This window comes from Commensalibacter communis (assembly GCF_947179015.1).
GTDB classification, from domain to species: Bacteria; Pseudomonadota; Alphaproteobacteria; order Acetobacterales; family Acetobacteraceae; genus Commensalibacter; species Commensalibacter communis.
Map to the genome: position 1 here is coordinate 80,840 of NZ_CAMXCM010000006.1, position 24,623 is coordinate 105,462.

Here is a 24,623-nt window from a genome sequence, read left to right on the forward strand (position 1 = left end):
AGTTATAAATTATTTTCGTTACACCAAGAACCTATTATTTGCCTTATCGTTATTTTTACTTAGTGAATGATAGATAGGAAGAATTGTTCTAAAATCAAATTTTATCAAAAAATATTTTTGCTCTTCATCGCATAATAGACAATTACTCTCGAAATGCTCGATAAACGATCAAAGCGTTATTAACTTCAATTGTAAATTCATCCCCTAAAGATTCGTTTAACGACCCTTGCCACCAATAAATATGATTTTGTTGATTCAAAGGATACTTTAAATTGGTGGTAGTAATTGGAGTAGGGGACTGACTAAATAAAGAAACTTGTTGTTTAGAATAGCTTTTTCAAAGCTGCATAGAAGTTGAATAGCATTAAAAACGCCAAAATCGGTAATCATGGTGACGTCGTCAATGATTGATAGATAATTTACCAGTAAGGCAATATTGGCGATGGTGTGGTCTTCTCTTTTCCCCGTTGCGCCTAAGATAATCAAAGATTGTAAGGATTGGCTTTGGCAAAATAACACCGCTTTGGTGAGATCGTTGGTATTTTGGTCTGATAATTTTATAAATTTATCTTGATATTTTATCTGATTATCTAGCGATAAAGAATCGCCATCCCCAATAATGACCTGTGCAGTAAGATGATGGTTTAATAAATTATTGGCTGCTCCGTCGCAACAGACCAACTTGTCTTGATGATATTGTAAAATCAATTTTGGAATAGGGTGACGGGGGAAATCACCATTTGCGAGGATAATGGCTTGTGCTGTACTTTGGATGGTGGGCATAGGATAGTATTTCATAGAATATTTTTTCCTATGGAAACTGTATTATCAGTTTTAAAAAGTTGAATAAATTGTAATCTTAATTTGAAGAATAATATAAAGTCACTATTTTTTCCTTGATAAGACAAGAAAATAGTGTTTTTGCTCAGATAAATAGAGAACGTTAGGAGATATTTAGAGGAGCAACTATTTAAAGATAAGGGAGGCGTGGAGTATACCTTATATATAGCGCAGGAAATTATTGTTAGACTTTGGCAAAACAGCTATTAAAAACTCGAATCATTGGCATTTTAGTTATATTGAGTTGAATGAATATATCATTCTTCATTTTCCTCGCGTTTGGACAATTCCTTGTCTGTGGATAAATTGGTATCATCTTCGGGTTGCAAACGACTAGGTAATAATAAACCTGATTGATCTAAGACAGGATAAGCCGCTGATGCCACGATATGCGTGTTAGTACGTTTTAAATCACGAGCAAGTTCCAGCATAAATGATCCATAAAGGATCTGGTTTTTTTTATTGGTGGTTTCTTCTCGTAAACGACGATAATAAATAGAGTTTGCTTGATTTTCAGTTTCTCTGAAAATATCCTTTTCCTCGGCCAGCTTTCTGGCGATGGTTTCATCCTCGTTCATCAACAAAGTTGCAGCAATACGTAAATTTTGATGCATACGTTTTAACATATCTTTCAAAGGTTGCATCATCTCATCGGGTAATATGATGCGCTGCTTAGCCATTTTATGAACCGTTGGTAAGACATTGCGATCCAAGACATCACTGGCATTGGCAATTTGTGTGCAAAAAGTAAGTATGCGTTCTGTTTGCGTTAATTCATTCCGGTTTAAAGACTCTGGATCTAATGCTGTGACATAACTTTGAATAGAGCTGGTTAATTTATCCAGAATAATATCAACTCTTCTTGCCTCAATGGCGATTTGAGGGGTTTTGCTTTTCAATGTATTATCCACCCCATACAACATTTTTTCCAATGCATCGCACAAACGCAAAGATTCCCTGATTGCGTTGCTGATAGCAAGCATAGGGGATTGTTTCAGAGCGGATTTATCAAGATATATTGGCTTAGACGGATCTTCTGTTTTTTCCTCTTTTGGGCGGGGCATGATGCGCTTCAGGAACTCAGCATAAGGTGTCAAAAAGGGTAAAAATACAGCAGCCGTCACAATGTTAAAAAGAGTATGAAAATTGGCTACAGAACGATTCATATCAGGATAATAGTAGATAAACCAACGAGTCATTTGCGTCAAAAATAACATACAGATCGCTGCACCAATAACACGGTTTAATAGATTCCCGATAGGTAAACGTTTAGAGACGATATCTTTGCCAGTTCCTTCCAATACGGGGTTCAATGCTGTCCCGATATTGGAGCCAATAACCATTGCAAAAGCGGTTTCTGGTGGGATAACATTATGCGATGCGAACGAGGCAATCAATAAGACAACAGCAACAGAGGAATGCATAATCCATGTTAAAACCAATGCAATAAATACGGCGATTAAGGGCATATCTGCGATGCTGCCCAGCATCAAGCGCAAAGAAGGCTGGTTGGTGTATGGTTGTAAGATTTCTAAGAATTGATGCAGAGAAATTAAAATTAGACCCAACCCAATGAACGATCTACCTAAATCACGTACAGCGTTCATCCACCGTCTGAACATCACCACCCCAATAAGAACAAACAAAGGAGCTATGCGTGATACGTCAAATGATAACAATTGAACGATCAACGTTGTTCCGACATTCGCCCCAAGCATCACCGCCAAAGCAGAGGGAAGTCCAATGACTCCATTTGCGGTAAAGCTGGTAATCATTAATCCAGTGGCTGTAGATGATTGCAAAACGGCAGTGATGCCCAAACCCGCAAAAAAAGCTTGAATCTTGTTTCGTAATGTTTTTGATAAAATTTGATTGAGTCTTGCGCCAAAAGCACGCTGTACGCCAGTTTGCACCATATGTACACCCCATAGCAATAGGGCAACACTGCCGGCAAGATCAATAATACTAACAAAATTCAATAATAAACCTCGCTTGGGTAAAGAACGGTAATCATTTCTATAAGAGATAGAAGAGTAAAATAATATCTTAAATGAATTACAGGGGTATTAATTTATCATTAAAGTTTAAAAAAATGCAATTTTTGTTTTAAATGGGTAGTGTATAATCGTTGGAAAAGTTGTTTAAGTTTTTAAAAATATTTTCTAAAATAATAATATTATGATTACTTGTAAAGATATTACAATTTAACTTGTGATTATTTTATGGATGTTAAGTATTGTAATAAAATAATGTCTGAATTTTGTTGGTTAATCCAGACTATATTAGGAGGGGTAATGATGGATTTAATAAAAGTTAAAGAAAAATTCATCATTACCTCTATAAAGAGACGGCTATTGCCAACTCTCTTAGTTGTATATCTTAATTAACGGATATGGTGATGTTTTGATTGTTAACATTAACAGATATACTATTTTGTTTAGCAATTTGTGTAGGAGATACCATAGAAATAGGCGCAAATGATTCCCAATCTTGTGGTCGTGATGCTATGTGTATATTTCCTTGATGAACGCCTATGAATCTATTTCTTTCAATAGTATGTATAAACATGACGTTACCAATTAAAATTGGTTTGATATGATTAGGTGTATAATCGTCGGACAATAAATCTAGATGATAGGATACTTTATCCTGATATTTTAATTCAAAGATAAAACCAAGATGAATACATATGAGTTTCATTTTGCCATTTTGATTATAAATTTGGACAGGTAAGCAATATGGTTTTTCATCTAAATTAGCAGCAGGTTCTAATTGTTTTGTTTGATAATTATATGCTAAAAAATAACCATGGAAATTAATAAGATACGGATATGGGGTAAGACAAGATTGTTGTTGAGGAGTAGTATTGGATACGTCAAAGTTTCCTGTCTTAGCAAATAATATACTTCTTAAAAAGTTTGCGCTCTCTTGTTGATATCCTTTTTTTGCCAAATTGAAACTTAATTTCAATAATAGTCGATAGTCATTTAAAATTTTTTGATTATTTTGAACTTGTAAAAAAGATTGGCTCGTTAACATCCGGTAGACTAAGTAAGGATATTTGTCGATGAATAGAGCAGCTTTAACTTTAATATTTTCGATGTGATGTCGTCTGACATCAGCAACAGTGCTAATAACTTTTTGTTTATTATTAGAAACTAAGGCATCTATAATCGATTTGAAGACTACAGATCCTTGCAAATGCGTAATAAGCATATGTCCAGCGAAATAAGTTGGGATATCTACACATTCAGTCATTTGCTTACGAAGATAACTAAGATGTTCTTTATCTAGATCCTCTTTTGGGACATATGGGTCGAATACAAGAAATACTTTACCTTTAATATCGCTGGCTTGAATGGTTGATTTCTTCACAGTCGTGTATGGTAATTTAGTAACGGCATCTTCAGACATGTGTGAAAGTGGGCATACTTGTTTATCAAGTGTAGCTCTGGGAGACATGGCAAAAACAATATCAGCATTTAGTGCTTTAGAATATTTTAATGCAGCATATCCTGCTAGTGATAAACCCATAACAATTATTTTTTTAAATTGTTTAGAAATTCGATTACAAAGTTCAATTACTTTGTTCATTTCTGAAGTTAAGTAGTAATGATTCCAGAAAGCATTAATTCCTAAGAAGTTGATGTCATATTTCTTGACAACAGGCAACAGAAAGAAATCATCAAGGGCAGTATTGAATTCATAGCCAGGTCTAAATGAAATAATAATATAATCAGATTTTCCTTTATGATGATGGAGTATAAGATCCTTGCCTTTGAAAATAATCATTGTAGATTCCAAAATAGTTATTACGAACGTATATATTATGTACATAAATATATATAGTATTTATAACGATAATTGCAAGGTTCCTAGTTTATTTATTATTTATTTTACATTATCGAAATAAATTTGATTTAAGCTATAATCATTAAGATTAGCAGATGGTCGATGAGATGGTATAGATTGCTTGAACAAAAAAAATCATTAATATATTTAGTGTAACACGTTACAGTAGCCTTTTACGATTAAGTGAATGATGATTTTTGCAGGTTCATAGAAGTCAATTAGGTTGTATTTTTTGGCGTATGATCATCTGATAATTCTAAAATTTAAATTTATTCGACAGTCAGTTTTATATAAAAAAAAGTCTTTCTTGTTTTAAAAAAACTAGAAAGACTATATCCTGATCTACTTAAAATAATGATATATGTTTAAACAATAAAATACTTGGCTTTTGGATGAAACAAAACCAGCGCAGAAGTGGATTGTTCTGGATGTAATTGCCATTCTTCAGATAGGGTAATCCCCAATTGCTCAGCTTTCAGTAATTTCAAAATATGCTTTTGATCTTCGATATTTGGACAGGCTGGATATCCAAAAGAATAACGGGAGCCACGATATCCTTGCATCAAAAGTTGATTCATGTCGGGATCGTCTTCACCCATATATCCCAGTTCAGAACGCATACGTTGATGGGTATATTCTGCCATGGCTTCGGTCATTTCAACAGATAATCCGTGTAGGTACAGATAATCTTGGTAGCGATTATCTTCGAACCATACTCGAGTAGTGTCAGACGCTTGTTGACCAACAGTCACAACTTGCAATCCAATAACATCACGAACAGGATCATCAATATCACGCACAAAATCGGTTAAACAAAAACGATTAGCGCCAGGCTGTCTGGGTAAATTAAACCGACATAATTCAGTTTGACCATCTTCGTCAAAAAGAATGATGTCTTCACCGCATGCTGCTGCTTTCCAATAGCCATACAAAGCCTGAGGTTGCAGGATATTTTCTTTTTCACATTGCTCTATGAGTTTATGTAAAATGGGTCTTAACTCAACTTTTGCATTTTCAAGGAATTCTTCCAGCGTTTTCCCTTGTTTTTTCATGCCCCATTGTAGTTGATATAAGGAACGTTCATTAAGAAACGGCAGGATTGCCTTCATTTTTGCTTCTAATCGTTTTACCCCCCAAAATGGTGGTGTAGGAACCTCTTCGTCGGGAGCCATTTCTCGACGGCGTTGTGTTGATTCTTCCTTCGTTAATGGGGGAACTTCGATCTTTTCTTTCTTAGCCGCACGTTTAGGACGTTTATTCTGCACTTTTTGAGCAGCAACATATCCCTCTAAATTTCCCTCTGCGATTTTTTCCATTAAGGTCAGCCCGTCAAACGCATCACGTGCATAGGCAACCAAGCCGTTATTTTTGCTGTAAGCCTCAGAGCAATCTTCTTCAACATAAGCACGTGTTAAAGCAGCACCACCAAGTAACACAGGAACATTTAATCCTTGCTCTGCCATCTCTTCAAGGTTTTCACGCATAATCACGGTGGACTTTACCAATAGACCCGACATACCAATCGCATCGGCATTATGCTCTTTGGCAGCATTAATCATATCTGCAACAGGGACTTTAATCCCTAAATTAACAACGTTGAACCCATTATTGCTTAGGATAATATCAACAAGGTTTTTACCAATATCATGCACGTCCCCTTTAACGGTAGCCAGAACCATGGTGCCTTTCGTATCATCACTGGTTTTTTCCATGAAAGGTTCCAGAAAAGAAACAGCAGCTTTCATTGTTTCAGCAGATTGTAAAACGAAGGGAAGTTGCATTTTCCCAGAACCAAATAACTCACCAACGGTTTTCATGCCGCTCAATAATAAGGTATTGATAATTTCTAAAGGCTCGTATTTTTCCATAGCCTTCTTCAAATCGTCCTCTAAGCCTTTACGATTGCCATCCACAATACGATCATGAAGCTGTTCTTCAATCGTGGTTGCAACAGGACGTGCCGCAGCTTGAGAGGCTTTGCGATCAGCAAAGATTTCTAAGACTTTCTTTAAAGGATCATAATCCTCGGTTCTGCGATCAAAAATCAAATCCTCAATAACTTTGACTTCTTCTTTGTCAATTAAATGCATAGGACGGATTTTAGAAACGTGAATAATTGCAGAAGTCATACCTGCTTGTTGCGCATGATATAAAAAGACCGAGTTTAAGACAGCACGTGCAGCAGGATTTAACCCAAAGGAAATATTGGATAATCCCAAAACGATTTGAATATCAGGGAATTTATCATGAATGGCTTTGATGCCTTCTAATGTCCACAGACCTAATTTACGATCATCCTCAACCCCAGTGGCGATGGTAAAGGTGAGGGGATCAATCATCAAATCAGACTGGGGCAATCCATAACGATCACAAGCAAATTCAACCAGGCGTGTTGCAATGCGCAATTTATCCTCGGGCGTTTTTGCCATTCCCACCTCGTCAATGGTAAGGGCAATTACAGCAGCACCAAACTTTTTTGCCAAAACCATCCGTTCTGCTGCGATTTCTTCGCCATCTTCAAAATTGATAGAGTTGATAATTGGCTTCCCACCATGTAATTTTAAACAAGTTTCAATGACATCGGTGCCCGTGGAATCAATGACTAAAGGTGCATTAATAGAAGAGGTAAAACGAGGAATAATTTCACGCATTTCAGCATCTTCATCGCGCCCAACAAACGCCATACAGACATCAAGCGCATTAGAGCCTTCTTTTAATTGTTCACGCCCAACGGTAACACAACCATCCCAATCTTGATCGGCTTGCAGATCACGCCATTTCTTAGACCCATTGGCATTACAACGCTCACCAATAGAAAATAGACTATTTTCTTGACGTAATGGGGTGGCAGAGAAAAGGCTGGCAACAGATGGCATGGCAACATGTGTGCGTGGAATGGATTTTGGACGACCAGCAGAACCTTCATTAGTGGCTCTTTCGCGTAACACTTTGTCCATTGCAGCAATATGGTTTGGATTGGTACCACAACACCCACCAATCATATTGACTTTTTGTTCTTCGATATAACGCGCCATCCAAACGCCCATTTCTTCTGGAGATAATGGATAGTGTGTTTTACCATCTAATAACTCCGGAAGGCCAGCATTGGGTTGCATAGAAATTAAACGTGGCCAATATTGAGAAAGCCATTTAATGGCTTCACCCATTTCGCGTGGGCCTGTTCCGCAGTTCATGCCCATCATTTGCACGTCTAAAGCATCAATTACCGTCGCAGCAGCAGCAATATCACTGCCAACCAACAAAGTGCCAGTCGTTTCAATTGTGACTTGGACAAAGATAGGCAAGAAGAGGCTGGCTTCTTTTTGAGCAATTTTTGCAGCATTGACCGCAGCTTTGATCTGTAATGGGTCTTGACATGTTTCAATTAAAAAACAATCAACCCCACCATCAATTAATCCACGACATTGTTCCGCAAGTGCAGCCTCTAACGGATCATAAGCGATGTTACCTAAAGAGGGAAGGCGTGTTCCTGGGCCAATTGATCCAACAACAAAACGTTCTTTCCCATCTTTAAAAAGATCAGCAGCTTCATGAGCAATTTCAGCCGCACGTTTATTGATTTCACGAGTTTGGTCTTGAAGGTCAAATTCACTAAGTGTAATGGTAGAGCCACCAAAAGAATTGGTTTCCACCATATCCGCACCTGCCTCGAAATATTGGCGGTGGATATCTCTTACCAAATCAGGTCTGGATAAGTTTAAGACTTCTGTACAATTTTCTTTGCCCCAAAAATCTTTTTGGATATCAAGGTCAAGCATTTGAACGATCGAACCCATGCCGCCATCACATAGGAGGATTTGTTGTTGAAGTTTTTCGAGAAGTTTACTTTGTCCAGACATAAATTAAAAGCCTAATTATCGGTTGAGGTGAAGAGTAAAGGTAGTCAATTGCAGTTTATTAAGTGAAGTATTTTAAAGATAGATCTTACTTTATAATAGCAAGATGTAAAAATAAAAAAAATCATATAAAATAGTATTGTTTTGAAAATGAAATAAATTTATAATGATTTCACCATTTATATTATGACTAGGTAATTTACAAATCATAATATTTTAATTTGGCTAATTTTATTAGAATATTTGAAATGGTTGAATTATTGACAAATAATTGATATGTTCCGTGGTGTTTCTTTGGAGAGAGTCATTTAAGATTAAACTGGGCATCTCAATTTCCAAGAAGCGTTAAGTTTTAGTATTGTAGAGATTTTTGATGAAAGATGATCCGTGGATCAACCATTAAACACTCCCCCTCAGTCAGGATCGGGGCAAAATAAAGACGGTGCAACCCAAAAAGTCGAGCGTCTTTCTCCGATGATGATCCGTATTCGTGCCACAATGGCTGCTGCTAAATATCACGGTGTTGATCTTGATATGCGTGATCTAGCCAAGCAACCAGACGAAGCATCTCCTTCTCCAGCAACGCTTTCACGTTGGCTGAATGGTCAGGGATTGGTTGCAAAAGGAATGCGCTTAAAGTGGCGTTATTTGATTCGTTTATATAATTCCCCACCCGTCGTATTGATGTTTAAAGATGGTTCTGCGGGTTTAATGGTTGGGGTTAACCCAAAGAAACGGGTTGTTTTTCTTAGAGATCCCTTGGGTAAAGAAACAGATGCACCCATAGCCGTTGATGAATTACGTTTGCGTCAAGCATGGACAGGGGATGTCTTATTGGTCAAAGCCAATCGGAATCTTTCTGAGGCGGATGCTGTTATTAACTTTGCATGGCTTGCAAAGATGGTATTGCGTGAGCGTGTTTTATTACGCGATATTAGCTTTGCCTCAATGATTATCAGTATTTTGCAAATCTTTCCTGCTTTTATTGTGATGCAAGTTATTAACCGAGTCATTGCTTTTCATTCAACTTCGACGCTTATCTCGATTGCAGGTTTGCTGATTATTTTGTGTTTTTATGAAGTTTTAATCAGTTATGCTCGTCGTGAATTAACTGCTATTTTGGCCACAAGATTAGATTCGCGTATCTCCATTCACACCTATAACCGTTTATTGGCATTACCATTAGAATTCTTTGAACGTCAACAAGCGGGTCGTATTGTTGGTAAAGTGTCCCAGATTTATATGGTAAGAGACTTTATTACAGGTAAATTGCTGTCAACATTTTTGGATTTGTTTACGTTGGTCGTGATTTTGCCATTTTTGTTCTACATCAGTCCAACACTCGCATGGTTGACGGTTGCAGCTGCAGGCTTGATTGGGCTTATCGTTATTCTATTCTTACCTGCAATTAGCAAACGTTTTAAGGGTCGTATCGAAGCTGAAATGACACGTTCCTCAATGATGTATGAGACTGTGGCTGGGATTAGGACGCTTAAGACACTGGCGCTAGAACCTGCACGTCGACGCGAATGGGACGAGGTGATTGCGGATGTTTCTAAATGGCGTTTATCGACCTCTCGGATCCAAAACTGGCCAGAAACATTGGTAATGCCACTCGATTTCTTTATTAATCGTGGTATTATTCTGATTGGTGCGTTTCTTGCAATTACAAATCCGACATCTGGGATTGATGCGGGTGTTGTTGTTGCATTTATGATGTTGGGTGGGCGTGTTGCTAGTCCACTTGTTGGTATGGCAAAGTTGACTTCATCTATTACTGAGGTGAGGACTTCTCTTAGTCAAGCCGGCGACATTTTAAATAACCCCACGGAAACGAAAGCATTGACAACTGGACTCCGTCCTAAGATTGTTGGTGCTTTAACGTTTGAAAATGTGAATTTTACATATCCAGGTGGCAGCAACCGTGCGTTGAAAGATTTGAGTTTTTCTATTCCTGCTGGAACAATGTTGGGGTTAGTTGGCCGAAGCGGTTCTGGTAAATCAACTATTACGCGCTTGCTACAAGGTGTAAGTCGTGAATATACAGGCTTCTTACGGTTAGATGGTGTTGATCTACGTGAAATTAACTTAACACATTTAAGACGCTCATTTGGTGTGGTATTACAAGACAACTTCCTATTTAGAGGAACAATTAAAGATAATATTACCGCAGGTCGTCCAGGGCTAACGATGGAGGATGTCATTCGTGCCTCACGTTTGGCAGGAGCAGAAGAGTTTATTGAACGTATGCCAGCAGGCTATGATACCTTTATTGAAGAGGGTTCTACTAATATTTCTGGTGGACAGCGGCAACGGTTGGCAATTGCACGTTCTGTAATTTTAGATCCTAAATTCATGATTTTGGATGAAGCAACGTCAGCATTGGATCCAGAAAGCGAAGCTTTGGTTAATGCCAACCTAGAGCGTATTGCTACTGGACGTACGATGGTAATCGTCTCACACCGACTTTCTTCTTTGGTAAATTGTGATAAAATCTTGGTTTTAGATCAAGGGATAATGCAAGCAATTGGTAACCACGAGGAATTATTAGAAACTTGTGAAATCTATCGTACCTTATGGTTGCAGCAAAATAGGCATACCCAAGAGAAACCCAAAAAAGAAAAACAAAGTGGCGATGGTTTGGTGCCTGAAGGAATGTAATGATGGTTGATGATAATAAACATGATCAATTACCAAAAGGCGTTCAACCTGATGGGAAAAACAATATAGAAAACGGTTTAACTCAGTCTGACGAAAATCAGACGCTGCCTAAGAAAAATACACAGGCATCCGATATTGATAACGGGCAAGATGATGATAATCATGTGCCAGACGGGTATTATTTACCTGAAGCAGATTCTGATGATAGCTTCCAGGCGGATATGCCGATTGCATTATTGGAATTCCATTCGCCAACGTCTGCGGTCATTAATATGCCTCCGACGGCTTCTGCTCAATACATCACATGGTTAATGGGTGGATTAGCAACGTTTTCATTTATAGGAATGTGTTTTTTCCCGCTTGATAAGGTTGTGTCAGCAGAAGGTCGGTTAATTTCTACGGAAACGCCTTTATTAGTACAACCTTTGGAACAAAGTATTATCAAATCTATTGACGTCAAAGAAGGTGATTTTGTTACGAAGGGGCAAGTTATTGCACATCTTGATCCAACATTATCAGATGCGGATATTGATAATTTAAAAGTTCAAGTCGGTGCTGATAAAGCAGAATATGATCGTTTACGTGCAGAGGCAGATGGAAAAACTTATACCGTTGATCCATCAGATTCTTACTCTGTTGAACAAGGAAACTTATTCCTGAAACGTAAATTAGAATATGACGCGAAGGTTGCTGGTTTTGATCAAAAAATTGCTGAACAACAAGCACAGTTAAAAAATTCTATTGCGAGTATTGCTGTATTACGCGGTCGCGTCAAAGTGGCCTCTGATGTTCATCAAATGCGTACAAAACTGCAACAAGAAGAAGTGGGTAGTAAATTATCCACTCTTGGTTCACAAGATACGTTAATGGATGTCGAAAATCGATTAATTACAGCACAACAGACAGCTAATGCAACGGCAAAACGTATTGAATCTCTACAATCTGAGCGTACTGCATATATCGAAAATTGGAAAGGGACAGTTTATAAAGAGTTGAATGCCGCTATTAAACTATATGCACGTGACGAGGGCGACTATAAAAAAGCACGCTTACGTAAAAACAAGGTAATGTTAAAAGCTGAACAGGATTCTATTGTTTTATCAATTACCAAAGGATCTGTTGGATCAGTATTAAATGCGGGTGTTCCTTTTATTACATTAATTCCTGTAGGAACAGGGTTAGAAGTAGAGGCTGCTGTTTCTGGTGATGAGATTGGATATTTAAAGTTAGGAGATAAGGCAAATATTAAATTTAATACTTTTCCATACACGCAATATGGTGGTGCCGAAGCAATTTTAACAAATATCAGTGCAGATGTTTTCCAACCAGGTGATATGACACAAGAAACAAATCGTCTGGGAAATGCTCCTTTGACTTTTAGAGATAAACCTTTTTTCAGAGCACGTTTAAAAATTGAAAAATACACATTACATAATGTTCCCAACTTTTTTCACCCAACACCCGGGTTGACCGTTTCAGCTGATATCCATGTTGGAAAAAGGACTGTTGCGCAATATTTATTGAACGGTATCGTTCCGCAATTAACCAATGGTATGCGTGACCCTCAGTAAGAGTTGGTTGTTTACTGTTGTAATTTACAGGAGTTTAAGAAAGAATGCGCAGATTATTTAGAATAGGCGGTGAAAATCGTCAATCTAAAAAAATTGAGAAAATATTGGATAAGGCCAAAAGTTCATATGAAAATGAAGATTATGAAACGGCTTTTAACCAATTTTCTCAAGCTGCGTCAATGCAGTCTCCAGAGGCGCAATACTGGCTAGGGATGTGCTATTTAAATGCTCATGGGGTTCTTTTTAACCTTCGTGAAGCGGCTTTGTGGCATGAAACAGCAGCAACCGCAGGTTGGGTTGATTCAGCGTATATGCTGGCGTTATTATATATGAGAGGGGTGCCAGAGGCGCAAGAAATAACTGGACAAAATATTTTTGAACCTCTTCCAGAAGAAAATTATGATAACTTACAGCCCGATTTAGATAAATCACGTTATTGGGCTAAACAAGCTGCTGAACAGGGTTTGGCTGAAGCCCAAGCATTATATGCTTATTTGCTTTCTTCGGAAACGAAAGAACCAGAAATAGTTTCTGAAGCATTGAGTTGGTATGATAAAGCAATTGCCCAAGATTCGGCCCAAGGCTATATGGGCAAAGGATTGCTTTTATTGCGAACGGGAGAAAATGATAATGATTATGCCGAGGCTGCTAAATTTCTAGAAGTTGCCGCAGAGAGGGATATGGCAACAGCATTATACAAATTGGGGGTAATGTATCAATCGGGTAGAGGGGTTCCACTTGATATTCAGCGTGCAGCAGAGCTATATAAAAGAGCGGCTGAAAATGGTGTCAGATCTGCCCAAGCGCTGTATGGTGTTGCGTTAAAAAATGGTCAAGGGGTAGAGCAAAATTTTATCCAGGCAGAAACTTGGTTACGAAAAGCGGCCTTGGCAGGAGATATAGAGGCTGCTGTTGTGTTAGCAGATATGAATGGTCAGGGCAATAATGATATCCCTCCTAATTATGTAGAGGCTGCTCGTTGGTATGTAGTTGCTGCTGAAAAAGGACATGTTACGGCCACAAGATCATTGGGGTTGTTGTATTTAAGAGGAATGGGGCTTCCGCAATCAACTAATAAAGCCATAGATTTATTAAGTTTTGCTGCTAAGAAGGGGGACGTTATTGCGACGGTCACTCTTGGTGATATGGCAATTCAATTGTCAGACAGTAATTTGCAGATTGACGATGTCATTAAAGATTATCTCATCCCTGGTGCAGAGCAGGGTATACAGCCAATTATGTTTAACTTGGCAGTGGCTTTGTTGAAAAGCAATACGCTTAATCCCGATGTTGAAAAAGAAAAACAAGCTCGTGAATGGTTGAGGAAAAGCTGTCCAGAAGTGATGCAAGCACGATATTGGTATGGTAGAATGCTGCTTGAGGGTGCTGGAGGAGAGCAAAAACCTGATGAAGCATATGCTTGGATATCATCTGCAGCAGAAGAAGGGATTGTGGATGCACAAATTTTGTGGGCCCATATTTTATTAGAGGGTAAATCCAATAATGGGCAAGCCTTAGCCGAAGAAGCTCTGAAATTTTATCAAATGGCTGCAGATCAAGGCAGTGTTCCAGCAATGTTTTCTTTGGGTGCGATATATGGTGGAGGAAATCATTTAGAACCTAATCGTGAAAAGGCTCAAATTTGGTTCAGAAAAGCAGCAGAGAAAGGTCATTCGAAGGCTCAATTAATGTTGGGTCGATATTTGGCACAAGGTTTGGCTGGACAACAGGATGCAAAACAAGCACGATATTGGTTTGAAATGGCTTTGAATGCGGGGGAAAAAGAAGCTCAAAATGATCTGAAAAAATTAGAGAACCCTAATTTTATACCAGAGCTTAAAGAATCCGAAACAGCGCAGCGAATGCCAGAGAAACAAACGCAAGAATTGCCCGGTTCTGAGGAAATAATACAAGAAAAATCAACTGACAAAGTTGAAGTGGCTCCAGGTTTATTTTTTGTAAAGAAAAAATAATATTTAAAGAATGATGAATCTTGTAATGTATTTTTTTTAAAGAGTGATTCATTGTCTGATCAATATAAAAAGAAACTATTAGAATATTCTAAGAAAAAAAAAGAAGGGATTGAGCGCATACGTCAAAGCGCTCAATCCGCTTTTGTAAAAGCTCTGGACCAACAGAATAAAAAAAACATTGTAGAAGCTGTTCGCTGGATGGATCGCGCCCATCGATTGGCAGAACATAACCCAAATATTACGTTTGATTTGATAATGTTGCTTTTAAAGCAGCAACGATATAATGATGCATATCGATTACTTGTGCCTTTGATAAAAAAATTTGATTTTTATAAGGGGTGGGTCGTGTTATCAATCATACATGCTCACAGAAAAGAATTCTCTCAAGCCATAGAAACAATACAATATTTATTGTCTTGTTATTGTCCAACTAAAAATTCGTGGGCGACTATAGTGCAAATCGTCACTGATGGTGGAGAGGAGGGATGTTGTGGTGTTATTGGTTCTTCGGGACAGGTATGGATTGGTAATAAAAACCGTCTAACGCTTTACGTATATTTAGATGATAAGTTCATTCTTGAAACAAAAGATCCTTTTTTTTCTTTACCAGAGGGTTGGGAAAATTTTTCCTATTTATCGATTGAAACACAGAATAAACCTCTGGTTGGCAGCCCAATTGATTTACAAGCTATTTTACGCACAGAAGGCTTTGTCGAAAGCGACGATCAATGTGTAAAGGGTTGGTTATGGTATCCAGCAGAAGCAGATCGTGTCTCAACAATTCATGTCTATGATGCTCAAAATACTTTACGTAAACAAGTACAAGCCATAAAAGAATTTAATGTCGCGACCTTAGAATTCCCGCTTTTTAGGGCAAAGCAATTTTATATTCCTTTGGCAGAATTTGAAGAAGGGTCATATTCTTTTACAGACGATTATGGCAGGCATTTAATCGGCAGTCCGATTGATCCATTATTGTTATACCGTAAAACGAAATCCTACAGAAATATTGATAAAAAGCATCAACATTATTTGCCTGTATCTGCATATTACAAGGGGTGTAATCCGCAGATATCAGAACATTCAGGACTAGGTGTTGTCATTATTATTCCTGTATATAAAGGAAAAGAAGAAACAATATCGTGTGTTCAATCCGTTTTAAAAACGTTGCCCAAAGGATTTAAGATACAACTTGTAAATGACTGTTCGCCAGATATTGAACTTGTGGAGTGGTTGGAATCTCAAGTGAATCATGAAACTATATTCATGATTCATCACTTGGAAAATCTTGGTTTTCCAGGTGCCGTGAATACTGGTATGTTGGCTTGGCCTGATCATGATGTGATTTTATTAAACAGTGATACATTGGTTCCCAAAGGATGGGTCAACGGTTTATTGGATGCAGCGTATAGTGATCCAGCTATTGGAACGGTCACTCCTTTTTCGAACGATGCCAGTATTTTTTCTTATCCTCGTCATGACAAAGAAAATCCGACCCCCGAATTAAAAGCTGTTGAGAATTTGATGCATTCTGTGCAGAGGGTGAATAAACAACTAACTGTTGATGTGCCAACGGCTCATGGATTTTGTATGTTTATTCGCCATGATTGTTTGCACCAAGTGGGGTTATTCAGAGAGAATTTATTTGCTCAAGGTTACGGCGAGGAAAATGATTTTAGTATGCGGGCTCAACATTTGGGCTGGCGGCACGTCTTGGCAGCAGATGTTTTTGTTGGTCATAAAGGTGGCATTTCGTTCCAGAATAGTAAAAAATCATTATTAAAACGTAATCTTTCTATTCTAAATAAACTCTATCCTGATTACGACCAAATGGTAATGGATTATATTGATCAAGATTTCTTACGTGCTGTGCGTCGTAAGATTGATTTATATCGTTTACAAACGTTTGAAAAAAGACAAAAAAAGATAGGGAAATCGCTGCAATATGGTTTGTTTATCACCCATATTTATGGTGGTGGAGTGGAACGTGCTGTGCAAGAACGCGCCAATGATTGGCGTATAAAAGGGGGAATCCCCTTGATTATTCGTCCCACATTGTTAGGTGATGCATGCCGAATAGAGATACAACTGAAATCATCTTTATCATCTCATATTAATATTGAAGATTTGTATCCCAATTTGGTTTACGACTTGCCGTCAGAATATCATATTTTGCTAGAGTTTTTAAATAGCAAGCCTATCCTGATGATGCAAGTTCATCATTTTACTGGTCATCATCCTGCCGTTCGCAATTTGTTACAAGACTTGAAGATAGAATATGAAATCTATTTACATGATTATATGTCTTTTTGTCCTAGGATATCGTTGATTAATCCACAACAACATTATTGTGGTGAACCAAAAGATCTTGATGTATGTCAACATTGTATCGGTAAAGATTGTTTTGATGAAGAAAAACCAGTTCAAATACGACAATGGATTTCGCGTTCCCAAAAGGAATTCGACGCAGCACGATCTATTATTGTTCCTTCTGAAGATACAAAGAAACGTATTTACAAGCATTTTCCAAAATTAACAGCGATTAAGACCCAAGAGTTAGAAGACGATCGCCCCGATTTGTCTATAGAGCAGCTTGCTTATTTTTCACAAATTGCACAGTCTGATTTAGATGAACAACCCGTAATAAATTTAAATAGATTTAGAATTTGTATCATTGGTGCGATTGGTATTGAAAAGGGGTTTAATATTCTCAAGGATTTAGTTCACGATGCGAATCAAAGGGAGCTGCCTTTGGAATTTATATTGGTTGGAAGAACGGTTGATGATCGTTTATTTGAAAAATCAGATCGCCTTTTTATAACAGGTACTTATCAAGAAGAAGAAGCTGTTTCCTTGGTTAAGCAACAAAACGCAAATATAGCATTCTTTCCTGCAATTTGGCCAGAAACATGGTGTTATGCTCTCAGCATTGCATGGCGCTCTGGATTGCAAACGGCAGCATTTGATATAGGAGCAATATCACAGCGAATAAAAAATACGCAAAGGGGATGGGTTTTATCACCTTTAATGACTATTCCTGAACTAAATGATATGCTATTAACTCTTTGTAAAGGGTTATATAATAAAGAGGTAAAACATTTAAATCGTAGTTAATAATTACGCCATAATGTTGAGCTAATAAAGTCAGATAAAAAATTTCAAAAATAATAATTACGTTAAAGATAGGGAAATATAAATGTCAGAAGGCAGAGACCAAGGCAAGCAAGGTCAACAACAAAGAGTGATTGATTTAAATGTAAATGGTCATTTGATGAGTTTAGACGCTGGCTTATATTGTATTTATCATGCACCACAACAGGCTCCAGCAGATGAATTTGGTTTCCCTGGCTTGCGTATCTCTTTGCCGCCTTTCAAACAATCAGCATATGTTTCAATTGAAACATTTGAAAACGATGGATGGCTAGGTGCTGAAAAAAATGCCGCACTTATTCGGATTTCTGGTGGTCCTGGTTTGATTTTAGTAACTGTTTATCAAAATCCATCCAGTCAGCTGCCTGCACCAAAATTACAAGTCGTGAGGTTAAATGACGCGCCTGAAATTGTTGACCTTAATAAAGATGCGGTTGTCCCTGTTTCGACTGTCAAAGAACATGCCAAGATGGCTCAACAAGAACAACAAACAGCCGTTACACAAGCCAAAACAGAGTCTGGAAATGACATTTCTATATTTGCCCATATTCAAAGAATGGGTGATGTTACGGTTAAATTAGGCGATTGGATTGGAATTCCAGATAGCAAAACTTGGATTGAAGGTTTTGGACTGAATATTAATAAATATATCAAACCAGAAGATATTGAATATCAGGCTTTGTTGGGAAAAGGATGGATGTCCCCATGGCACCAAGGCAATCAGTTTTGTGGTAGCCGTGGCATGGGATTACCATTATGTGGGCTTGGAATTAAATTAAGTGACGAAGCTGCAAAAAAATATCACGTTCGCCTGAGTGCTACGTTTGTTGATGGAACAAAAGTTGGACCTGTTGAAGATGAAACAATCCTGTCAGCAGAATCTGTTGCCCCTCTAGAGGCTGTTCGATTTGAATTAATTTCTATTGCAGATGGTAAACCTGTTGGTATTTCAACCTCTGTTTCTGTTAATTCTGAAATTGAAACAGCAACACCTAAAAAAATTATTAGAAAAATAGTCCCAGCAAAACCAGTCAGAAGCAATATTAAATTAAAAACATCAACATCCAAAGAAGCCGCATTAAAAGCGATGGAACGTAAAGTAACGACAAAAGCTACCAGTAAGAAAACAAAGTAAAATTTATCAAATTAAAATTTATTTTGTTGTAAACATTAACGTAATGATTTTACCTTAGTTTTTAAGATGAATGATATGAAACAAGGTAAAATATTACTGAATTGGTATCGTCGTGAAATATTTATTTATTCATCAGAATTTTCCTGGGCAATATTTACATATTGTCCAACATCTTGCTAAACAAAAAGATAACGAGATTGTATTTATTAGTCAGCCCTCAAATGCCAGAATTCAGGGGGTACGTTCTGTTTTTTATCAAGTTCCTGAACCTGCCAAAGGGTTGCTTGCCCCTCTGGGAGAGTTGGATCTAGCAATAAAAAGAGGGGATGCCGTTTATCAAACGATGAAAACCCTCAAAAATTTAGGGTTTATTCCTGATATTATTATCGGACATCAGGGATGGGGGGAAATGTTGAATTTACAAGATATATATCCCGATGTCCCTGTTTTGAGCTATACTGAATTTTATTATCATTCCTCTGGATTGGATGTTGATTTTGATCCTGAATTTCCAGCTGATGAAATGCTGCCCGCGCGGGTTCGGATTAAAAATACAATCAATCTTGTTTCAGCAACCAATCCAGGTTGGGGGCAAACGCCGACATTATTCCAACATTCGACTTATCCCGATTGGGCTCAGAAAAAAATCACGATTTTAAGAGAAGGGGTCAATTTAGAGAAATGTAGTCCTGACCCATCAATTTATAAATCTGATCTAGAGTTGAAGGATTTTGTCGTCAAACCTGAAGATAAGCTGGTCACCTATGTAGCTAGGGGATTAGAACCTTATCGTGGCTTTCATATTTTTATGCGGGCATTACCAAGATTATTACAAGAACGTCCAGATGTTAAAGTCGTTATGATTGGTCGGGATCAAGTCAGTTACGGTGCCAGTTTAGAAAGTGGCATGTCTTGGCGTGATTATATGTTAAAAGAAGTGCATAATAAGTTGGATATGTCTAGGGTGCATTTTTCAGGGCAAGTTCCGTATAACGTGTTTAACAGTGTTTTAAAACGCTCTGATGCTCATATTTATTTGACCTATCCATTTGTATTATCTTGGTCGTTAAGAGAAGCAATGGCGATAGGTTGTCCTATTATTGCAAGTGATACACAGCCAGTACAAGAGTTTATTGCAGATCGTGTTACAGGAATATTAACTCCATTTTTGGATTATGATGCATTAACGGATCGTATCTTAGAAGTGTTAGAAGACAAAAAACTCGCCCAATCAATTCGTAAAGCTGCAAGAGCCGAAGCAGAACGGAGCTTGTCGATGGATGAATATATGAATAATTATGAAACATTAATTGATGATTTAATTCATCGCAGAACGCCGTCCTTGAATTTAGGGAACTCGCCTGCGGATAGGGCCTTACAAAATTTGAAAAAATAATATAATTACCTTATTCGTTAAAAGAATAAGGTATTTTTTTAATTCATATATACTTAGAATTATAGTGTTTTTAGTCTTTGTACTTAAAAATAAGATTGTATTTTTCAATAAATTAATTACATACTATTACTAATCTTCTTTATTCTATATTTCCTTTCTATTTAAAATAAATTATGGGGTTTAATTTTATGAATCGGCGGCAATTTTCACGTTCATTATTAGCTGCCTCTGGGGCAGCGTTATTGACCAATCCATTACGTCAAGCGATGGCTACAGAAATGGATACAGCATTTCCAAATGTGGGCGCACCTGTTAAAATAGAAGGTGCCCCTCGTAAAGTAACCTTGGCATGGAGTGCCGATTCAATTTGTACCGCAGCTTTTCCAGTGGCTCAACAAAAGGGGTTTTTTAAGAAATATAATCTTGATGTAAATTTCATTGATTTTGCAGGTTCTGTCGATCAAATGCTGGAAACCATGTCTACTGGTAAAGCAGATGGCGCATCAGGCATGGCGTTAAGATGGTTAAAACCTTTGCAACAAGGGTTTGATGTAAAGTTGGTGGCTGGATTACATTCTGGTTGTTTACATTTGCTGGCTCCACAAAATGGTTCTATTAAAACCCTTGCTGAGTTAAAAGGCAAAACCATTGGTGTTGGTGATATTGGAGGGCCTGCAAAGAATTTCTTTAGCATGCGTTTTAAAGAAATCGGTATTGATCCAGAAAAAGATGTAAATTGGCGTCAATTTCCAGAAGATATGTTACCACTGGCTTTAAAACGGGGTGCAATTCAAGCTGCTGGATTAGACGATCCATTGGCACATTTGTTCCAAACAAAAAATCAGCTAGTGTCCATTGACTCCAATATGGAAGGCAAGTGGCAGCATATTGCTTGTTGTGTGGTTGGATTGCGTGGGTCATTGATCCGCAAAGAGCCAATGGTTGCCAAAGCGATTACGCAAGCTATTTTAGAAGCAGGGCAGTGGGTGCATCATAACAAGATGGAAGCAGCCAAAATGTTTGAACCTTATGCGCCGAAAGTATCAGCTCAAGAGCTTGCTGCGATTTTGGAAACAGAAGGGACGCATGAGCAATCTGTTGGAAAACAATTACGTGACAATGTAGTCTTTTATGCAGATGAGTTAAAGAAAATTGGTGTTTTCCCACAAAGTTTAAATTCTGAAACTTATGCCAATAAAGTAACGCAGGATCTTTTCACTGGATGAAACAAATTGTAAAAAACGCCTATTGGCCTCAAATTGTGGGAGCGGTTGCATGGTTAGCGACCGCAGGGCTGACTTATTTCATTCCAAATGCTGATGATTTTCCAAGAACCACAACATTTGCTGTAGTGTGTTTGGGTATTGCTATTTTAAGTGCCATCTCTTTGCCGTTGAATAAAGTGCGTTATTATGGGGCTTGGATTTTGGCTTTGGCGCTTTTTATTGGCATTTGGGAAGTTGTCCAAGCAAAATTACTCTTGTTGCCAAGACCGTTTTTTGGTGCGCCTCAAGAATTATTGGATGTGTTTATTACGGATTGGGCTAAATTGCTGAATTCTTTGGCGCATTCAATGATGTTGCTGGTGGGTGGTTATCTTCTTGGGTGTATTATAGGATTTGTTATTGGCGTTGGAATGGGATGGTCTAAACTGTTTGGTTATTGGGCGCATCCTGTATTACGATTTCTGGGGCCTTTACCTCCCGTTGCATTCCTTCCTTTATTATTCGCCGTCATTCCATCCAGCTTTGTGGCGGGTGAGTTATTAATGGCTTTTGCAGCGTCTTTTCCTGTGGCGGTTTTGACGTGGTCTGGAATTGCTGGGGTTAATCCGAGTTATTATGACGTAGCAAAAACAATGGGAGCAAAACCATTATTCCTTATTCGCCATGTGGCTATTCCTGCGGCATTGCCTTTTGTATTCGTGGGCATGTTTATGGCGTTGGGGTCTTGTTTTTACATGTTGGTCGTGGCGGAAATGCTTGGGGTCAAAGCAGGTCTTGGGTTCTATATGCAATGGGCGCAAGGATGGGCAGCTTATCCGAATATGTATGCGGCATTATTGATTATGGCGGTGATGTGTACTTCCTTTATGACCTTATTATTCAAAGTTCGTAATCGTCTTTTACGTTGGCAAAAGGAAAGCATTAAATGGTAGATTCTTTGGTCAAACAGCAAAAAATTGAAATTACGAATGTCAGTCATAGTTATAGTTTAGACGATCATGACTTACCTGTTTTGGAAGAGATTGATTTAACGATTGAACCCAATGAGTTCGTTGTGATTTTAGGGCCGTCAGGATGTGGCAAGTCAACGTTGCTGCGCATGGTGGCGGGGTTAGAACGTCCTGAACAAGGGTCTATCAAAGCCAATGGTGAGGAAATTATTGCTGCTGATCCTTCTCGAATTGTCGTGTTTCAAGATCCAACCTTGTTTCCTTGGTTAACGGTTCGACAAAATGTTGAGTTGGGCTTTAAGATCCAAAAGAAAAAGGATGATAAAGCCATTTCCGACATGTTGGAAATGATTGGGCTGGCAGGATTTGATAATGCGTATCCATCACAGCTTTCTGGCGGAATGGCACAACGTGTAGCGTTGGCACGGGCGTTGGTAAATGATCCTAGTGTGTTGATTTTGGATGAACCTTTGGGGAAATTAGACAGTTTAACCCGCATTACGATGCAAAAAGAGCTGGTTAATTTATGGCGAAATAAGCAATTTACTGGTTTGATGGTAACGCATGATATTGAGGAAGCCTTGTTACTCGCGACCCGTATTATCGTGATGCGTCAACGTCCAGCGCATATTATTGGTGAGTTCAAATTGGATATGGACTATCCAAGGCATCGAGATTCAGAGGAGCTTCTGAAAATCCGTCGAGAGATTTTTGGGTTATTAGGGCATAAATCTGATTGGTAGATCAAAGGGGCAGTTTTTACTGTCCTTTTTAGTCTGTGACAAAAGTGCTGTTGATGTATAGAACAAGCGCAACGTTCTTTGAAACCTAAAGCACACGTGTTTAAAGGTGGACATGTCGTCTTCAATGATTCTCATGATAGAAATATTTTACTTACTAATGTAATTTGAGATATCTAATTTTTGTTGAATGATTTTAATTTGTAAACGATTTCTGAAAAGGGATAATATTCCTCCAGCAAAGTAATCAAAATTATCATTTTTATTATTTTTGTAATAGTCAGACCAAGGATAAACAGGTTTGTCCAACACTTCTATACTGTAAATCATACCATCGAAGTTAAAGGTAATCATATTGGGCGGGATAAGGTTAAACCTTCCTAGATCCCAACAACCATAGTCTTCCCAATAATTGTAATCGTTATAATATAAACTATTTTCACTATCGAACCTTATAATTTTTTCCTCTAAAATTCTACCTGATTGGTTAATTAAATAAATATCACAGCTTTTTGCCCAATTTATATCCCCTTCATTAGTGGAGACAAAGAGCAAATAACGAGAGCCGATTTGAATAGCTTTTTCCAACTTGATGCCATCAACGGTGAACCAAGTGCGATGTCCATTAATACAAATTCGACTTCTTTCAAATCTAAAGCGTACGCGTTTTAAAGTGACGGTGCCGTCTTCAATTATTCTCATATCAAAGTCTTTTATATTTTACCGTCACTCATTAAAGTTAAATTTTTTTCTACTAATCTGTAAACGGTTTCTGAAAAGGGATAATATCCCTCTAGAATGGTAACGAGAATTATCATTTTTCTTATTTTTGTAATAATCAGACCAAGGATAAACTGGTTTATCCAACACTTCTATGTTGTAAATCATACCACCGAAATAAAAGGTAATCATATTGGGTGGGATAAGGTTAAACTTTCCTAGATCCCAACAATCATAGTTTTCCCAATAATTGTAATCATTATAATATTCATCATCCTCACTCTCAATTCTTATAATTTTTTCTTCTAAAATTCTGCCTGATTGGTTAATCAAATAAATATCACAGCTTTTTGCCCAATTTATATCCCCTTGATTGGTGGAGACAAAGAGCAAATAACGAGAGCCAATTTGAATGGCTTTTTCCAACTTGATACCATCAACGGTGAACCAAGTGCGATGCCCATTAATACAAATCCGACTCCTTTGAAACCTAAAGCGTACGCGTTTTAAAGTGACGGTGTCGTCTTCAATTATTCTCATTGTCATTTGCTC

Annotated in this window: 16 protein-coding genes; 9 read left to right on the plus strand and 7 right to left on the minus strand. The window is 37.8% G+C overall.

Going from position 1 to position 24,623, the window contains the following annotated elements:
• Positions 1 to 142 precede the first annotated feature (142 nt).
• The 5 genes from PQG54_RS12460 to metH form a co-directional block, all read right to left on the minus strand.
• Positions 143 to 286: a hypothetical protein gene (locus tag PQG54_RS12460; protein WP_370866910.1), complete on the minus strand. Its 144-nt coding sequence runs from the start codon at positions 284 to 286 to the stop codon at positions 143 to 145.
• Positions 268 to 798 carry a thiamine diphosphokinase gene (locus tag PQG54_RS09745; protein ID WP_271790091.1) on the minus strand — a complete coding sequence of 177 codons (531 nt, stop codon included), beginning with the start codon at positions 796 to 798 and terminating at the stop codon, positions 268 to 270. Before PQG54_RS09745 ends, PQG54_RS12460 begins: the two co-directional genes overlap by 19 nt.
• 299 nt (positions 799 to 1,097) lie before the next feature.
• Positions 1,098 to 2,819: a Na/Pi cotransporter family protein gene (locus PQG54_RS09750; protein WP_271790090.1), complete on the minus strand. Its 1,722-nt coding sequence runs from the start codon at positions 2,817 to 2,819 to the stop codon at positions 1,098 to 1,100.
• Positions 2,820 to 3,219: 400 nt separating this feature from the next.
• A complete protein-coding gene (locus tag PQG54_RS09755; RefSeq protein ID WP_271790089.1) occupies positions 3,220 to 4,632 on the minus strand; it encodes a hypothetical protein in 1,413 nt (470 codons plus the stop codon).
• 425 nt (positions 4,633 to 5,057) lie between these two features.
• On the minus strand, positions 5,058 to 8,552 hold the full coding sequence (metH, locus tag PQG54_RS09760; protein WP_271790088.1) for a methionine synthase: 3,495 nt from the start codon (positions 8,550 to 8,552) through the stop codon (positions 5,058 to 5,060).
• A 384-nt stretch (positions 8,553 to 8,936) separates the two neighbouring features.
• Between metH and PQG54_RS09765 the strand changes: the two genes are divergently transcribed.
• The 9 genes from PQG54_RS09765 to PQG54_RS09805 all read left to right on the plus strand — a co-directional run bounded on the left by PQG54_RS09765 (position 8,937) and on the right by PQG54_RS09805 (position 23,354).
• The gene (locus tag PQG54_RS09765) at positions 8,937 to 11,210 is read left to right on the plus strand and encodes a peptidase domain-containing ABC transporter (RefSeq protein ID WP_370866908.1); all 2,274 of its coding nucleotides are present in this window, start codon (positions 8,937 to 8,939) and stop codon (positions 11,208 to 11,210) included.
• Entirely contained in the window at positions 11,210 to 12,781 is a 1,572-nt protein-coding gene (locus tag PQG54_RS09770; protein WP_271790087.1) for an HlyD family type I secretion periplasmic adaptor subunit, read from the plus strand. Before PQG54_RS09765 ends, PQG54_RS09770 begins: the two co-directional genes overlap by 1 nt.
• A gap of 44 nt (positions 12,782 to 12,825) precedes the next feature.
• Complete coding sequence (locus PQG54_RS09775) at positions 12,826 to 14,754, plus strand: tetratricopeptide repeat protein (protein ID WP_271790086.1); 1,929 nt, start codon at positions 12,826 to 12,828, stop codon at positions 14,752 to 14,754.
• Between the two features lie 51 nt (positions 14,755 to 14,805).
• Complete coding sequence (locus PQG54_RS09780) at positions 14,806 to 17,868, plus strand: glycosyltransferase (protein ID WP_271790085.1); 3,063 nt, start codon at positions 14,806 to 14,808, stop codon at positions 17,866 to 17,868.
• Positions 17,869 to 17,950: 82 nt separating this feature from the next.
• A complete protein-coding gene (locus PQG54_RS09785; protein WP_271790084.1) occupies positions 17,951 to 19,039 on the plus strand; it encodes a hypothetical protein in 1,089 nt (362 codons plus the stop codon).
• A 112-nt stretch (positions 19,040 to 19,151) separates the two neighbouring features.
• Positions 19,152 to 20,435, plus strand: a complete 1,284-nt coding sequence (locus tag PQG54_RS09790) for a glycosyltransferase family 4 protein (protein ID WP_271790083.1) — start codon at positions 19,152 to 19,154, stop codon at positions 20,433 to 20,435.
• Positions 20,436 to 20,623: 188 nt separating this feature from the next.
• Positions 20,624 to 21,661: an ABC transporter substrate-binding protein gene (locus PQG54_RS09795; protein WP_271790082.1), complete on the plus strand. Its 1,038-nt coding sequence runs from the start codon at positions 20,624 to 20,626 to the stop codon at positions 21,659 to 21,661.
• Positions 21,658 to 22,593 carry an ABC transporter permease gene (locus PQG54_RS09800; protein ID WP_271790081.1) on the plus strand — a complete coding sequence of 312 codons (936 nt, stop codon included), beginning with the start codon at positions 21,658 to 21,660 and terminating at the stop codon, positions 22,591 to 22,593. Before PQG54_RS09795 ends, PQG54_RS09800 begins: the two co-directional genes overlap by 4 nt.
• Positions 22,587 to 23,354: an ABC transporter ATP-binding protein gene (locus PQG54_RS09805; protein ID WP_271790080.1), complete on the plus strand. Its 768-nt coding sequence runs from the start codon at positions 22,587 to 22,589 to the stop codon at positions 23,352 to 23,354. Before PQG54_RS09800 ends, PQG54_RS09805 begins: the two co-directional genes overlap by 7 nt.
• A gap of 147 nt (positions 23,355 to 23,501) precedes the next feature.
• Here the strand turns inward: PQG54_RS09805 and PQG54_RS09810 are convergent, their stop codons facing one another.
• Together PQG54_RS09810 and PQG54_RS09815 are read right to left on the minus strand one after the other, a co-directional pair.
• Positions 23,502 to 24,053, minus strand: coding sequence for a hypothetical protein (locus tag PQG54_RS09810; protein ID WP_271790079.1), 552 nt, complete (start codon positions 24,051 to 24,053; stop codon positions 23,502 to 23,504).
• Between the two features lie 24 nt (positions 24,054 to 24,077).
• Positions 24,078 to 24,617 carry a hypothetical protein gene (locus PQG54_RS09815; protein ID WP_271790078.1) on the minus strand — a complete coding sequence of 180 codons (540 nt, stop codon included), beginning with the start codon at positions 24,615 to 24,617 and terminating at the stop codon, positions 24,078 to 24,080.
• Positions 24,618 to 24,623 lie beyond the last annotated feature (6 nt).

Coding starts and splice junctions, on each gene's coding strand:
- PQG54_RS09810 (WP_271790079.1), bottom strand. CDS start 24,053: ATGAGAATAATTGAAGACGGCACCGTCACTTTAAAACGCGTACGCTTT.
- PQG54_RS09805 (WP_271790080.1), top strand. CDS start 22,587: ATGGTAGATTCTTTGGTCAAACAGCAAAAAATTGAAATTACGAATGTC.
- PQG54_RS09815 (WP_271790078.1), bottom strand. CDS start 24,617: ATGACAATGAGAATAATTGAAGACGACACCGTCACTTTAAAACGCGTA.
- PQG54_RS09770 (WP_271790087.1), top strand. CDS start 11,210: ATGATGGTTGATGATAATAAACATGATCAATTACCAAAAGGCGTTCAA.
- PQG54_RS09785 (WP_271790084.1), top strand. CDS start 17,951: ATGTCAGAAGGCAGAGACCAAGGCAAGCAAGGTCAACAACAAAGAGTG.
- PQG54_RS09755 (WP_271790089.1), bottom strand. CDS start 4,632: ATGATTATTTTCAAAGGCAAGGATCTTATACTCCATCATCATAAAGGA.
- PQG54_RS09800 (WP_271790081.1), top strand. CDS start 21,658: ATGAAACAAATTGTAAAAAACGCCTATTGGCCTCAAATTGTGGGAGCG.
- PQG54_RS09795 (WP_271790082.1), top strand. CDS start 20,624: ATGAATCGGCGGCAATTTTCACGTTCATTATTAGCTGCCTCTGGGGCA.
- PQG54_RS09745 (WP_271790091.1), bottom strand. CDS start 798: ATGAAATACTATCCTATGCCCACCATCCAAAGTACAGCACAAGCCATT.
- PQG54_RS09775 (WP_271790086.1), top strand. CDS start 12,826: ATGCGCAGATTATTTAGAATAGGCGGTGAAAATCGTCAATCTAAAAAA.
- metH (WP_271790088.1), bottom strand. CDS start 8,552: ATGTCTGGACAAAGTAAACTTCTCGAAAAACTTCAACAACAAATCCTC.